Origin of the sequence: Pseudomonas sp. MIL9 (assembly GCF_016887925.1) — a bacterium.
Lineage (GTDB): Bacteria > Pseudomonadota > Gammaproteobacteria > Pseudomonadales > Pseudomonadaceae > Aquipseudomonas > Aquipseudomonas mohnii.
This window is the reverse complement of sequence record NZ_JAFEHE010000008.1, coordinates 1-14013: the sequence shown is the minus strand read 5'-3', so window position 1 is coordinate 14013 and position 14013 is coordinate 1. Positions and strand designations below refer to the sequence as shown.

The following is a 14013-nucleotide window of genomic DNA, read 5'->3' as shown; positions in this document are numbered from 1 at the left end:
GTACTCCGGAAAGCTGAAAGGCGGGCACAAACTGACCATGCAGTCTGCGTGCCAGCGATTCTAACCTGTTGAAATGTGATGCTGTCAAAAAGCTTTTGAAACGCAGAACCCTGCAGGCGCGTGCTTGCTCCTACAGAGAGCGGTTACAGGCTAAAGCGTCCGACCATGCTGTTCAGATCCACCGCCAGGCGCGACAACTCATTGCTCGCCGCACTGGTCTGGTTGGCACCGGTGGCCGATTGCACCGACAGGTCACGGATGTTCACCAGGTTGCGGTCCACTTCGCGGGCCACCTGCGCCTGCTCTTCAGCGGCGCTGGCGATGACCAGGTTGCGCTGGTTGATTTCGACGATGGCGCTGTTGATGGTGTCCAGCGACATTCCGGCACCACGGGCGATGTTCAGGGTCGACTCGGCGCGCTCGGTGCTGTTGCGCATCGAATCCACCGCGTGCTCGGTGCCACTCTGGATGCTGCCGATCATGCGTTCGATTTCGCTGGTGGACTGTTGGGTGCGATGGGCCAGGGCCCGTACTTCGTCCGCCACCACGGCAAAGCCGCGACCGGCTTCACCGGCACGGGCAGCCTCGATCGCGGCGTTCAACGCCAGCAGGTTGGTCTGGTCGGCCAGCCCGCGAATCACGTCCAGCACCTTGCCGATGTCGCGGGACTCATTGGCCAGGTCGCCGATCAGGGTCGCGGTGCTTTGCACGTCGGCGCTCATGCGTTCAATGGCGCTGACGGTTTCCTGCACCAGGTCACGGCCATCCCCGGCAGACGCGGTGGCGCTCTGCGAGGCTTCGGAGGTGCTGACGGCATTGCGCGCAACTTCTTCCACGGCGCTGGTCATTTCGTTGACTGCGGTGGCAGCCTGCTCGATCTCGTTGTTCTGCCGGGTCAGGCCGCGAGCGCTTTCGTCGGTGACGCTGTTGAGTTCCTCTGCGGCAGAGGCCAGTTGCGTGGCCGAGCCGGAGATGCGCAGCAGGGTGTCGCGCAGTTTGTCCTGCATCTTCGCCATCGCCGCCAGCAGGCGTCCAGCCTCGTCCTCGCCATCGACCGTAATCGGGCGTGTCAGGTTGCCTTCGGCGATGCTCTCGGCGGCACCCAGGGCATTGGCAATGGGTTTGGTGATGCTGTTGATCAGCAACCAGGCGAGGGCCAGGGTCAGTGCGGTGGCGGCCACCAGCAAGGCGATGACCAGATCGAACGCCGAATCATATTGATCGGCGGCCTGCTGGTTGGTATCGCGGGTCTGTTGGGTATTGATCTCCAGCAGACGGCTCAACACGGCGTTTACAGCCTCGGAGTTGTTGAGCAAATCGGTGTTGAGCAGGTTGCGCAGTTCATCGACCTGATTGTTGCGCGACAGGGTCTTCATCCGATCTTCGATCTGGCGGTATTGCCCCAGCAGTTGCACGTATTGATCGTAGGCCGCGCGTTCCTGCGGGCTGGCGATCAGTTTTTCATAGGTCGCTTGTGCGGCGCGGATCTGCTGGTTGCGCGTCTCCAGCAATTCCATGGTTTTTTGCTGGACGTCCGGTTCGCGATTGACCAGCAAGCGATACGACAGCACGCGCAGGCGCAAGGTGAGTTGGGTGAACTCATCGAGGCTCTGGATGCTCGGCACGCTGTTCAAGGTGATTTCTTCGGCGGCACCACGGATCTTGCTCATCTGATTCAAGGCAAACACCCCCAGAATCATCATCAAGCCGCCGATCAGGGCGAAGCTGAGAAACGCCCGTGGAGCGATATTCATATTACGAAGGGACATGGCGGTTACCGAAAAAGGCGCACCTGAGCGGTGCCGAGGCTGACGTATGGAGGACTTATCGGTCATGCACCTCAAGTCTTGAGCCCCTGCGTGGTTTTTGCCGTTAACCGGTCGTTATCTGTAGGAGCGAGCTCGCTCCTACATAAGGGCTGGCGACGAAGTGCAGGAACCAGATGAGCCAATCACAGTCTTTAAAACTCGCGAGGACAGTCGCCGTCAGGAAGATCAAGGCTTTGCGCCCGTATAACCCTGGCATCCACCGTGACTTTTCTTTATCGTACGCGCCCTTTGAAAACCCCGGAAAAATCAAAATGTTGGAAGCATCCCTTAGCCAATTGGAACAACTGGTCAGCGACCTGGTGCAACAGAACCAGGGCTTGCTCAGCACCAATCAGGCCCTGAGCGCAGAACTGGCCCAGGCCAAAGATGAAAACGAAAGCCTGCAACTGAGCCTGATGGAACAGGAAGAGAAGCAGGGCGCCACCGCCGCCCGCATCCAGGCTCTGGTTGAGCGCGTCAGCGCAGGCCCAGTCAGCGCATGAGTTACAACGCCGCAGGGGTAAGAGTCGTCTCGATTCTGGGGGAGGACTATTCGATCAAGGCGCCGGCCGGGGAAGAGCAAACCCTGTTGGACGCTGCAATGATGCTGAAGGCTGCCCTGGCCGACACCAAAAGGAAGTACCCGACGCTGATCGGTGACCGACTGCTGGTGCTGGCCGCGATGAATCTGTGCTCGCAGCAGATCGAAATGCAGAAGCAACACAAGCTCGAACTCGACCGTTACCAAGAGCAAGTCAGCGCCACGGTTGAAGTGATCTCCAAGACGATCAATCAGGCCTGATCGGCTTTGCGCACAACCAAAGAATAAATTGTCGATTTTGTTGTATACAATCGGCACGGCTGTTGCAGTGTTTCAGCCTCTTATTCTTTGGGGGTGCTCCATGCAGTTCTGGCGACGCAGTATTCAATGGCAGTTGATCCTGAGCATGGGCACCGCCCTGCTGGTCAGCATTCTGATTGTGGTTGGCATTTATACCCTCGTGGTCAACCGCCTCGCCGAGCGCTATCTGGTCGAGCAAGCGCTGCCGTCGAGTATCGAAGCGATGCGCAACGACATCGAGCGCATCCTCGTTCAGCCCCTCACCGCCGCCAAGGACATCGCCAGCAACAGCATGGTGCGCGACTGGCTGGCCGAGGGCGAAAGCAGCACCCAGGCCGGTACTTTCACCGCGTACCTCGAAGGCATCCGGGCCGAGCAAAAAGCCTTTACCGCGCTGATTGTCGGCACTGCCTCCAACCATTACTTCACCGAAAAGGGCCTGGACCGCACCCTCAGCCGTACCAACCCCAAGGACGCCTGGTTCTATTCGTTCCTCGACAGCAACCAGCCGCGCACCCTCAATATCGACAACGACACGGCCACTGGAGAATTGGCGCTTTTCATCGACCTTAAAGTCGAGAAGGCCGGCAAAGTCGTGGGCGTTGCCGGCCTTGGCCTGAGCATGAAAGAGCTGTCGGAGCTGATCCACAACTTCAACTTCGGTGAGCGCGGCAAGGTCTACCTCGTGCGTTCCGACGGTTTGATCCAGGTTCATCCCGAGGCGCAGTTCAGCGGCAAACGCACCTTGGCCGAGCAGATCGGCGCGTCAGCCGCCCAAACGGTGATGGGATCTACCTCCAAAACGTCTGCCACCCACAGTGGCTTTGTGCGTGACGGCGAAGATTTCCTCGCATTGAGCCTGCCGCTGCGGGACCTGGGCTGGACCCTGGTGGCCGAAGTGCCGCAGTCGCAGATCTACGCCGAAGCCCGTCGCGCCCTGTGGATGAGCAGCGGCATTGGCCTGGCGGTGGCGCTGGTGTGCCTGTTGCTGGTGGTGTTGCTGGCCCGTGGGTTGGTCAGGCCGATTCGTCAGGTAACAGCGGCATTGGTGGCCATTGGTAGCGGTGGTGGAGATTTGACCCATCGGTTAGATTCCAGCCGCGCCGACGAGCTGGGTGATCTGGCTCGCGGCTTCAATCGCTTCCTCGACAGTCAGCGCGACATGATTGGCGAAGTGCTGACCACCAGCGACAAATTGCGCACAGCGGTCGGTCAGGTGGCACGGGTGGTGGATAACACGGCCGAGCGCTCCGGGCGTCAGCAGGAAATGACAGACATGGTCGCCACGGCGGTCCATGAAATGGGCCTGACCGTGCAGGAAATCGCGCAGAACGCCGGCAATGCGGCCGTCGCTTCGCAAAACGCTCGCGATGAGGCGTTGCAGGCACGGGAAGTGGTGGGTGGGTCTATCCGGCACATCGAAAGCATGTCCGATGAAATCGGCGTTGCCGCCAGCGCCGTGGGCGAACTGGCCAATCAGGTGGCTTCCATCGATCAGGTATTGGCGGTGATTCGCGGCATCTCCGAGCAGACCAATTTGCTGGCGCTGAACGCCGCCATCGAGGCGGCGCGGGCCGGTGACATGGGGCGTGGATTCGCCGTGGTGGCCGATGAAGTGCGGACCCTGGCGCGACGCACGCAAACGTCCACCGACGAGATTCAGCAAATGATCGGCAGCCTCAAGCAAGGCGCGGAGAACGCGGTGTCGTCAATGCATTCCGGGCAGGCCGCGACCGGCACCGGGGTTGAGTCGAGCCAGCGCACCGGGGCGTCGTTGACGGCGATTACCGGGCAGGTCGAGCGCATCAGTGACATGAACCACCAAGTGGCGACGGCGACGGAAGAGCAGTCGGCGGTGACTGAAGAAATCAACCGCAACGTGCAGGGCATCTCCGATCTGGCGCGGGCGACAGCGGGGGAGGTCAGGGCTTGTCGGGAGGACTGTCAGACGCTGCAGCGGCTGGCGGATGATCTGGCGCGGCAGATGGGTGGGTTCAAACTCAGTTGATGTGTTGACTGTGGTGACGCCTTCGCGGGCAAGCCCGCTCCCACAGGGTTTGTGTGTTGAACACAGGTTTTGTGAACAACAGGGATTCCTGTGGGAGCTGGCTTGCCAGCGAATGGATGTCAGCTACAGCACAAGGCCGGGATCAGAACCACTCATCCTGCATGCCCAGGCATACATCATCCCGAGCCTCAAGAATCGTCAGTTCATGATGGCAAGCCGGCACTTCCCAGGTCAGGAAGTAGCGCGCCGCTTGCAGCTTGCCTTTATAGAAGCTCACATCCGCCGCATTGCCCTTGGCCAGTCCTTCCTCGGCGCGGATCGCCTGTTCCAGCCAGCGCCAGCCAATCACCGTATGCCCGAACACTTTCAGATACAGCGCCGAGTTCGCCAGGCTGCTGTTGACCTTGCCCTGGGCCAGATCGGTCAGCAGGCCGATGGTCACGGCCTGCAGGCGCGCCACCAGTTTCTCCAGTGGCTCGCGCAGAGCGGTCAGGGATTCAAACGCGTGTGCACGTTTGCCGGTGTCGGCGATCAGGCGGATCAGTTGCTTGAGCCCTGCACCGCCGTTCTGCGCCAGTTTGCGCCCCAGCAAGTCCAGTGACTGGATGCCGTGGGTGCCTTCGTGGATCGGGTTCAGGCGGTTGTCGCGGTAGTACTGCTCCACCGGGTATTCGCGGGTGTAGCCGTGGCCGCCGAGGATCTGGATCGCCAGTTCGTTGGCCTTCAGGCAAAACTCCGACGGCCAGGATTTGACGATGGGCGTCAGCAAATCCAGCAGTTCATGGGCTTGCTTGCGCTCGGCTTCGGTCTCCAGTGTGGTGGTGTCGTCGAACAGTCGAGCGGCGTACAGCCCGAGGTCGAACGAGCTTTCGACGTAAGCCTTCTGGGTCAGCAGCATGCGTTTGACATCGGCGTGCTGAATGATCGCCACCGGCGCGGTATTCGGGTCCTTGCTGTCCGGCACCCGACCTTGTGGTCGTTCGCGGGCGTACTCCAGCGAGTACAGGTAGCCGGCGTAACCAAGCATCACCGCGCCCATGCCGACACCGATCCGTGCCTCGTTCATCATCTGGAACATGTAGCTCAAGCCATGGTGCGGCTTGCCCACCAGATAGCCGACACACTCGCCGTTATCACCGAAGTTCAGCGCGGTAGAGGTGGTACCGCGCCAGCCCATCTTGTGGAACAGCCCGGCGAGCAATACGTCGTTACGCTGACCGAGGCTGCCGTCATCGTTGACCAGGAACTTGGGCACGATAAACAGCGAAATGCCTTTCACCCCGGCCGGTGCGTCCGGCAACTTGGCCAGCACCATGTGCACGATGTTTTCCGACAGCGGGTGATCGCCGCCAGAGATGAAGATCTTGTTGCCCTTGAGCCGATACGTGCCGTCAGACGCCGGTTCGGCGCGGGTACGAATATCCGACAGCGATGAGCCGGCATGGGGTTCGGTCAGGGCCATGGTGCCGAAGAAGCGGCCGTCGATCATCGGTTGCAGGAAGCGGCGCTTCTGCTCCTCGGTACCGAAGCTTTCGATCAGGTTCGCCGCGCCCATGGTCAGGAAGGGGTACGAGGTCGACGCCGCGTTGGCCGACTGGAAATGCGCGAAGCAGGCCTGGGACAGCAGTGTCGGAAGCTGCATGCCGCCGGCTTCAAAACTGCGCGCCGCATTGAGGAAGCCGGCTTCAAGAAAGGCATCCACCGCCGGTTTCACTTCCGGAATCAGAATCGCCTTCCCGTCCTCGTAGCGCGGCTCGTTCTCGTCACCCTTGCGGTTATGCGGGGCGAAGAACTTCTCGGCGATGTTGCGGGCGGTGCCAAGTGCGGCATCGAAGGTTTCGCGGTTGTGCTCGGCGAAACGCTCACGCTGGGTCAGGCCCTCGGCATCGAGGACTTCATACAGCTCGAAAGCCAGATTGCGGGAACTGAGCAACGTCTCGGACATGGCGACCTACCTTTTATTGGGATGGGCCGAGTCTAGGCGTGGGAATAAAGACTGAACAGGATGATTGATGAGCGTGATGGTTGAGCCGAGCACTGACTTAGCAGGCCCCAAAAAATAACTGTGGGAGCGAGCCTGCTCGCGAAAGCGGTGGGTCAGGCAACATTGATGTCGACTGACACTCCGTCTTCGCGAGCAGGCTCGCTCCCACAGGGGTATTGCGTACCGGGTAGCCATTGCGGCTGCCCGGTTCATCGGTATTAGCCGATGGTCATCAGGCTGGCGTTACCGCCCGCCGCAGCGGTGTTGACGCTCAATGCCCGCTCAATCACCAAACGCTCCAGCGCAATGTTGGTTTCACCTTGCGACAGACCCTGCACGCCAACGATGGCGCCGGCACGCTTGGCCACTTGTTGGCAGACCGCACGCAACTGATCGGAATGGCCATGATGCAGGACTGCATCAAACACCACTTCATCCTTGTTCCAGTCGGAAACCAGCTTGATGCGCGCCTGAATGTCCTTCGGCAAGCGTGCGAACAAGGCCTTGGTCAGTTCAGCTTCCGGCCATACCGCCGAACCGCCTACCGCCAATACCGCCGCCAGTTGCGTCAGCAGATCGCCTTCGACTTCCGCCAGGCACAGCACGTGTTCACGCGGCAGGATCGCATAGCTGTTGCGCTCGCCGGTCGGGCCGGCCAGTAGGCGGGTGATGCCGCTTTGCGATTGGGCGGCGAACTGCGCGCACAGGGCGCTCAGGTCGGCAAACTTGTTGCTGTCGGCCCAGGCTTTCAGGGCGGTCAGCGGTTTGCTCATGGCTTCACGCAAGCGAGCGTCCGGTGCTGCGATGGCGTCGCCACGGGCGAAGGATTGTTCAATCGCATCGGTAGGACGCGTCGACAACAAGCGGTACAGGTACAGCGGGCCACCGGCTTTCGGACCGGTACCCGACAAGCCTTCGCCGCCGAACGGCTGGACGCCCACCACGGCACCGACGATGTTGCGGTTGACGTAGACGTTACCGGCGTTGACGTTATCGATCACCTTGGCGATGGTCTCGTCGATGCGGGTGTGCACGCCCAGGGTCAGGCCGTAGCCGGAGGCGTTGATCTGAGCGATCAGCTGATCGATGTCTTTGCGCTTGTAGCGAACCACGTGCAGTACCGGGCCGAAGATCTCCCGTTGCAGTTCGTCGAAGCTTTCCAGTTCGATCAGCGTTGGCATCACGAAGGTGCCGCGTTTGATTTCTTCGGCGTCGGCGATGGCCACCTGGTACACGCTGCGACCTTTGTCGCGCATGGCCTGGATGTGCTTCTCGATGCCGGCCTTGGCTTCGGCGTCGATTACCGGGCCGATGTCCACGGACAGGCGCTCGGGGTTGCCGAGGCGGCTTTCAGCCATGGCGCCCTTGAGCATTTCGATGACGCGGTCGGCGGAGTCTTCCTGCAGGCACAGAACCCGCAGGGCCGAGCAACGCTGGCCGGCGCTGTCGAAGGCCGACGAAACCACGTCGATCACCACTTGTTCGGTCAGTGCCGAAGAGTCGACGATCATCGCGTTCTGGCCACCGGTTTCGGCGATCAGCGGAATCGGACGCCCCTGGTTGTCGAGGCGGCCGGCGATGTTGCGTTGCAGCAGGCGAGCGACTTCGGTGGAACCGGTGAACATCACGCCCTTGACGCGATCATCGCCCACCAGGCCGGCACCGACGGTTTCGCCGCGGCCCGGCAGCAGTTGCAGAACGCCTTCCGGAATCCCGGCTTCGAGCAGCAAACGCACGGCTTGAGCGGCGACCAGCGGGGTTTGTTCCGCAGGCTTGGCCAATACCGGGTTGCCGGCCGCCAGTGCAGCGGCGACCTGGCCGCTGAAGATCGCCAGCGGGAAGTTCCACGGGCTGATGCACACAACCGGGCCCAGAGGACGGTGCGCGTCGTTGGTGAAATCGTTACGCGCCTGCACCGCGTAGTAACGCAGGAAATCCACGGCTTCACGCACTTCGGCGATGGCGTTGGCGAAGGTCTTGCCGGCTTCGCGAGCCAGCAGGCCCATCAGCGGCTGAATCTCGCCTTCCATCAAGTCGGCGGCACGTTCCAGGATCGCGGCGCGCTCGGCGGGCGGGGTGGCCTGCCAGATCGGCGCGGCGTTCAGCGCGCACTGGATGGCGTTGTCGACGTCTTCGACGGTGGCTTCCTGTACGTGGCCGACCACGTCACGCAGATCGGACGGGTTCAGCACCGGCGCAGGGGTTTCAGTGCTGGAGGCGCAACCGAGCATTGGCGCGGCTTTCCAGTTGTTATGCGCGGTCGCCAGCAGGGCGCAGGACAGGGAGGCCAGGCGATGTTCGTTGGCCATGTCGATGCCGCTGGAGTTGGCGCGCTCGGAGCCGTACAGGTCGCGTGGCAGCGGAATGCGCGGGTGCGGCAGACCGAAGCCGCCTTCCAGCGTCGCCATCTGCTCGATGCTGGCCACTGGATCGGCCACCAGCTCCTGAATCGAAATCGACTGGTCGGCGATGCGGTTGACGAACGAAGTGTTCGCGCCGTTTTCCAGCAGACGACGTACCAGGTACGCCAGCAGGGTTTCGTGAGTACCAACCGGAGCGTACACGCGGCACGGACGGTTCAGCTTGCCTTCGGAAACCTTGCCCACGACCTGTTCGTACAGCGGTTCACCCATGCCGTGCAGGCACTGGAACTCGTACTGGCCCGGGTAATAGTTCTGACCGGCGATGTGATAAATGGCCGACAGGGTGTGGGCGTTGTGCGTGGCGAACTGCGGGTAGATGACTTCCGGCACCGACAGCAGTTTGCGTGCGCAAGCGATGTAGGACACGTCGGTGTACACCTTGCGGGTGTAGACCGGATAGCCTTCCAGGCCTTCGACCTGGGCGCGCTTGATTTCGCTGTCCCAGTACGCGCCTTTTACCAGGCGGATCATCAGGCGATGACGGCTGCGGCGAGCCAGGTCGATCACGTAGTCGATCACGTACGGGCAACGCTTCTGATAAGCCTGGATCACGAAGCCGATGCCGTTCCAGCCGGTCAGTTGCGGCTCGAAGCACAGGCGCTCGAGCAGATCCAGCGACAGCTCGAGGCGGTCGGCTTCTTCGGCGTCGATGTTCAGGCCGATGTCATATTGCTTGGCCAACAGGGTCAGCGACAGCAGGCGCGGGTACAGCTCGTCCATCACGCGCTCGTATTGCGCGCGGCTGTAGCGTGGGTGCAAGGCCGACAGCTTGATCGAGATGCCCGGGCCTTCATAAATCCCGCGACCGTGGGACGCTTTGCCGATCGAGTGGATGGCTTGTTCGTACGAGGCCAGGTACTTCTGGGCGTCGTGTTCGGTCAGCGCGGCTTCACCGAGCATGTCGTAGGAGTAACGGAAACCCTTGGCTTCGAACTTGCTGGCGTTGGCCAGGGCTTCGGCGATGGTTTCACCGGTGACGAACTGCTCGCCCATCAGGCGCATCGCCATGTCGACGCCCTTGCGGATCATCGGCTCGCCGCTCTTGCCGATGATGCGGCTCAGGGACGAGGTCAGGCCTGTTTCGTTATGGGTAGAGACCAGTTTGCCGGTCAGCAACAGACCCCAGGTCGCGGCGTTGACGAACAGCGAAGGGCTGTTGCCCAGGTGTGGCTGCCAGTTGCCGGTGCTGATCTTGTCGCGGATCAGTGCGTCACGGGTGCCTTTGTCCGGGATGCGCAGCAGCGCTTCGGCCAGGCACATCAGCGCCACGCCTTCCTGGGACGACAGGGAAAATTCCTGCAGCAGGCCTTGAACAATGCCGGCACGACCGCCAGCGCTCTTCTGATTGCGCAGTTTTTCGGCAATCGAGGCGGCGAGTTTGTTGGTGGCTTCGGCCATCGGTGCCGGCAGGCGGGCCTGCTCGATCAGCATCGGCACCACTTCCGGTTCCGGACGACGGTAAGCAGCAGTGATCGAGGCGCGCAGCACCGATTGCGGCAGGATGCTTTCGGCGAACTCGAGGAAGCACTGGTGCGCGTGGTCGACATGGACTTCGCCCGTGTCGTCAGCGTCCTTGCTGGTCAAACCGTTCAGCTCGGTCAGGGTTGCACCACCCTCGAGTTTCTCCAGGTAATTGAAAATTGCCTGCTTGATCAGCCAGTGTGGCGTGCGATCAATCGAGGTCGCGGCAGCCTTGAGGCGTTCGCGGGTCGGGTCATCAAGTTTGACCCCAAGGGTGGTGGTAGCCATGTTTTTATCCTCATGTTTGCCACGACTGCGTGGCATCAGCTGGCGGCAAGATTAGCCGTGCGCCGAGAGAGGTGCAACCGGGTGCAACCCTTTTTTGTCGGAATTTTAAACACCTCGTCAGGAAATCAATTCTGGTACGAGCGTGCTGCGCCTGCTTGGTGCTTTTGCTTCTATCGCGTCGTATCTACTGCGCTAAAAGGGAGCAAAAAGGCCTGCTTTTGCTGAAAATCCGATTAGGTGCAACTAATTCTCCAGAAATGGGTTGCACCTTATTTGCTTTGTTGAATAGCATTCGCGCCACAAGGTGCAACCAGTCATAAAAGACAGGTGCACCGGCTGATGGCTTTCCTGGGGAAACATCAGTCATAAATGCGCGGGATCCCGGATCGTCTGTCAAACGTCGTCGTTTGCGAGCGGTTCACCAGCCGCCGCTACATAAAAACAAAGCCAGGGCGTAACTTAATGAGCGTAAGCAATCCAACCCTGATCACGTTCGTGATCTACATCGCAGCCATGGTGCTGATCGGCTTCATGGCCTATCGCTCCACCAACAACCTTTCTGACTACATTCTCGGCGGTCGTAGCCTCGGCAGCGTCGTCACTGCATTGTCCGCGGGCGCATCCGACATGAGCGGCTGGTTGTTGATGGGCCTGCCGGGCGCCATCTACATGTCCGGCCTGTCCGAAAGCTGGATCGCCATCGGCCTGATCATCGGTGCCTACCTGAACTGGCTGTTCGTCGCCGGCCGTCTGCGCGTGCAGACCGAGCACAACGGCGATGCCCTGACGCTGCCGGACTACTTCGCCAGCCGTTTCGAAGATAAAAGCGGGCTGCTGCGGATCATCTCGGCGGTCGTGATCCTGGTGTTCTTCACCATCTACTGCGCGTCCGGCATCGTGGCCGGCGCCCGTCTGTTCGAAAGCACCTTCGGCATGTCCTACGAGACTGCGCTGTGGGCCGGTGCTGCGGCGACGATTGCCTACACCTTCGTGGGCGGTTTCCTGGCGGTGAGCTGGACGGACACCGTACAAGCCACCCTGATGATTTTTGCCCTGCTGCTGACGCCGATCATCGTGCTGCTGGCTACCGGCGGCGTCGATACCACGTTCCTGGCCATCGAAGCGCAAGATCCAAGCAACTTCGACATGCTCAAGGGCACGACCTTCATCGGCATCATCTCGCTGATGGGCTGGGGCCTGGGTTACTTCGGTCAGCCGCACATCCTGGCGCGTTTCATGGCCGCGGATTCGGTCAAATCGATTGCCAACGCCCGTCGCATCTCCATGACCTGGATGATCCTGTGCCTGGGCGGCACCGTTGCGGTAGGTTTCTTCGGTATCGCTTACTTCTCGGCTCACCCTGACGTGGCCGGTGCCGTCACCGAAAACCACGAGCGCGTGTTCATCGAACTGGCGAAAATCCTGTTCAACCCTTGGGTGGCCGGTGTCCTGCTGTCGGCGATCCTGGCGGCCGTGATGAGCACCCTGAGCTGCCAACTGCTGGTGTGCTCCAGCGCCCTGACCGAAGACTTCTACAAGACCTTCCTGCGTAAAAGCGCTTCCCAGGTTGAACTGGTCTGGGTCGGCCGTGCCATGGTGCTGCTGGTTGCCCTGATCGCGATCGGCCTGGCGGCCAACCCGAGCAACCGCGTACTGGGCCTGGTGAGCTATGCCTGGGCCGGTTTCGGTGCTGCATTCGGCCCGGTCGTACTGATCTCGGTGATCTGGAAAGACATGACCCGCAACGGCGCACTGGCCGGTATCCTGGTCGGCGCGATCACCGTGATCGTGTGGAAACACTTCGAACTGCTGGGCCTGTACGAAATCATCCCTGGTTTCATCTTCGCCAGCCTGGCGATCTACATTGTCAGCAAGCTGGGTAACCCGACTAGCGGCATGCTTTCGCGCTTCGCTGCTGCCGAGGCAGATTTCCGTTTGAACAAGTGATAAGCGATGGGGAGCGCGCTTCCCATCTCTGATAAAAGAACGGCTCGCAGCCTAAAGGTGCGAGCCGTTTTTTTTGTTCGGGCATTGTCCCGCACTTCTTTTTTGTCGCCTTTTTCTTTACCGCTCGTGGGATATTTCCTGTTTTGCTCGAGCGTCTTGAATTCTCTCTGTGTGCACGTACTTTGCGTTGGCCCGCCTCATGCCCGAGGCGGGGTAACTCATCCCTGACAGTGGCGGGCTTCCCACGGTTGGGAGGCGATCAGAGAGGGATATCAAGACATGGCTATCGGTCCAGGCGACAAAACCAGTGCACCCGTGCAGAAGTCCAACGCAGAGAAACTGGCCTGGATTGATCGAGCCGCCCAGGCCGAGCGCGCCGCCAAGGCGCAGCCTCACATCGATATCAACTGTACGCTGATGCCGTGCCCCGCCAGCCAGGCGGAGCTTTTCGTCGTGCCCGTGCGTTATGCCCTGGCCGAGGAAAAGGCCGAAAACCCCTGCTGCGCCCCCGGCGTGTCCACCCAGGGCCGGCCCATGGCGGTGCGACGCCTGCGTGCCGGGTTTGTTTATCTGTGGCAGGACCAGGGTCCGCTCAAGCGCTATGGCGTCTCGCGCTCTGGCCAGTTCAAGGAACAGGCACTGGACGAGGATGAAACCCTGCTGCTCAAGGCTCCCCTGTCGGGGTTGGCATTGGAAAAAATCCATGATGCCTGGATGCTCTACAGCGAATTCCCCTTGAACCCCGAGCACTGCAAGGCGCTGAGTGACAGCAGCGCCAAGCGCCATGAACACATGCGCCATATCGCCCTGCGTACCGTGGCCAACGAACTGCAAGCCAAACATTGCCCGCCGCTGGAACAAGCCGCCGAGGTCATGGCTGAACTGCTCCCCGACACCTTCGCCCGTGCCCTGAAAGCGGACCTGAAGCGGGGCGTCGAGGATACCGACGCGCTGGGCGACGCCGTGCTGAAGGACCCGACCCCAGGCAACATCAAGGCTTACACCGACGCCATGCACCGCGCCCGTGAGCGCAAACGCATCCTCGCTGAGCATCCCGATGCCAGCGACCAGCGGCCCGGCGAGTGGAGCGCCGAGCCGTGGGAGGGGCAGGGCACTCAGGATTGGCTGGACGGCGCCACGGCACAAACCGAGGGGCTGTTCGCCGTCTTCGCCTGTCTCGACGACGACCTGGGTGTGCTGCGTGACATCAATCACGAACAGGAATGGCTGGAGGCGAACCACGAAAAATGGCT

General features: G+C 61.1%; 8 protein-coding genes. 5 read left to right on the top strand and 3 right to left on the bottom strand.

Annotated elements, in window-relative coordinates; genetic code table 11:
* Positions 1-143 precede the first annotated feature (143 nt).
* Positions 144-1769 carry a methyl-accepting chemotaxis protein gene (locus JQF37_RS10335; RefSeq protein ID WP_130205053.1) on the bottom strand — a complete coding sequence of 542 codons (1626 nt, stop codon included), beginning with the start codon at positions 1767-1769 and terminating at the stop codon, positions 144-146.
* 311 nt (positions 1770-2080) lie between these two features.
* Between JQF37_RS10335 and JQF37_RS10330 the strand changes: the two genes are divergently transcribed.
* The 3 genes from JQF37_RS10330 (at position 2081) to JQF37_RS10320 (ending at position 4657) form a co-directional block, all read left to right on the top strand.
* Positions 2081-2311, top strand: a complete 231-nt coding sequence (locus tag JQF37_RS10330; RefSeq protein ID WP_047536565.1) for a hypothetical protein — start codon at positions 2081-2083, stop codon at positions 2309-2311.
* A complete protein-coding gene (locus JQF37_RS10325) occupies positions 2308-2610 on the top strand; it encodes a cell division protein ZapA (protein WP_047536567.1) in 303 nt (100 codons plus the stop codon). Before JQF37_RS10330 ends, JQF37_RS10325 begins: the two co-directional genes overlap by 4 nt.
* A 100-nt stretch (positions 2611-2710) precedes the next feature.
* Complete coding sequence (locus tag JQF37_RS10320) at positions 2711-4657, top strand: methyl-accepting chemotaxis protein (protein WP_130205051.1); 1947 nt, start codon at positions 2711-2713, stop codon at positions 4655-4657.
* Between the two features lie 142 nt (positions 4658-4799).
* On the opposite strand, the gene JQF37_RS10315 is transcribed toward JQF37_RS10320, so the two are convergent.
* Both JQF37_RS10315 and putA read right to left on the bottom strand, forming a co-directional pair.
* Positions 4800-6602 carry an acyl-CoA dehydrogenase gene (locus JQF37_RS10315; RefSeq protein WP_130205049.1) on the bottom strand — a complete coding sequence of 601 codons (1803 nt, stop codon included), beginning with the start codon at positions 6600-6602 and terminating at the stop codon, positions 4800-4802.
* A gap of 257 nt (positions 6603-6859) precedes the next feature.
* Positions 6860-10813 carry a trifunctional transcriptional regulator/proline dehydrogenase/L-glutamate gamma-semialdehyde dehydrogenase gene (gene putA / locus JQF37_RS10310; protein WP_130205047.1) on the bottom strand — a complete coding sequence of 1318 codons (3954 nt, stop codon included), beginning with the start codon at positions 10811-10813 and terminating at the stop codon, positions 6860-6862.
* Between the two features lie 462 nt (positions 10814-11275).
* Here putA and putP point away from each other — a divergent pair, with 462 nt between their 5' ends.
* Together putP and JQF37_RS10300 are read left to right on the top strand one after the other, a co-directional pair.
* Positions 11276-12760, top strand: a complete 1485-nt coding sequence (gene putP, locus JQF37_RS10305) for a sodium/proline symporter PutP (RefSeq protein WP_130205045.1) — start codon at positions 11276-11278, stop codon at positions 12758-12760.
* Positions 12761-13039: 279 nt separating this feature from the next.
* Positions 13040-14013 (top strand): toxin VasX (locus tag JQF37_RS10300; RefSeq protein ID WP_343227675.1); only part of this gene is annotated, 974 nt, incomplete at its 3' end.

What these genes read in the sequence shown, in the direction of transcription:
- JQF37_RS10320 (WP_130205051.1), top strand. Translation starts at nt 2,711, where the DNA reads ATGCAGTTCTGGCGACGCAGTATTCAATGGCAGTTGATCCTGAGCATG.
- JQF37_RS10315 (WP_130205049.1), bottom strand. Translation starts at nt 6,602, where the DNA reads ATGTCCGAGACGTTGCTCAGTTCCCGCAATCTGGCTTTCGAGCTGTAT.
- JQF37_RS10330 (WP_047536565.1), top strand. Translation starts at nt 2,081, where the DNA reads ATGTTGGAAGCATCCCTTAGCCAATTGGAACAACTGGTCAGCGACCTG.
- JQF37_RS10335 (WP_130205053.1), bottom strand. Translation starts at nt 1,769, where the DNA reads ATGTCCCTTCGTAATATGAATATCGCTCCACGGGCGTTTCTCAGCTTC.
- JQF37_RS10325 (WP_047536567.1), top strand. Translation starts at nt 2,308, where the DNA reads ATGAGTTACAACGCCGCAGGGGTAAGAGTCGTCTCGATTCTGGGGGAG.
- putA (WP_130205047.1), bottom strand. Translation starts at nt 10,813, where the DNA reads ATGGCTACCACCACCCTTGGGGTCAAACTTGATGACCCGACCCGCGAA.
- putP (WP_130205045.1), top strand. Translation starts at nt 11,276, where the DNA reads ATGAGCGTAAGCAATCCAACCCTGATCACGTTCGTGATCTACATCGCA.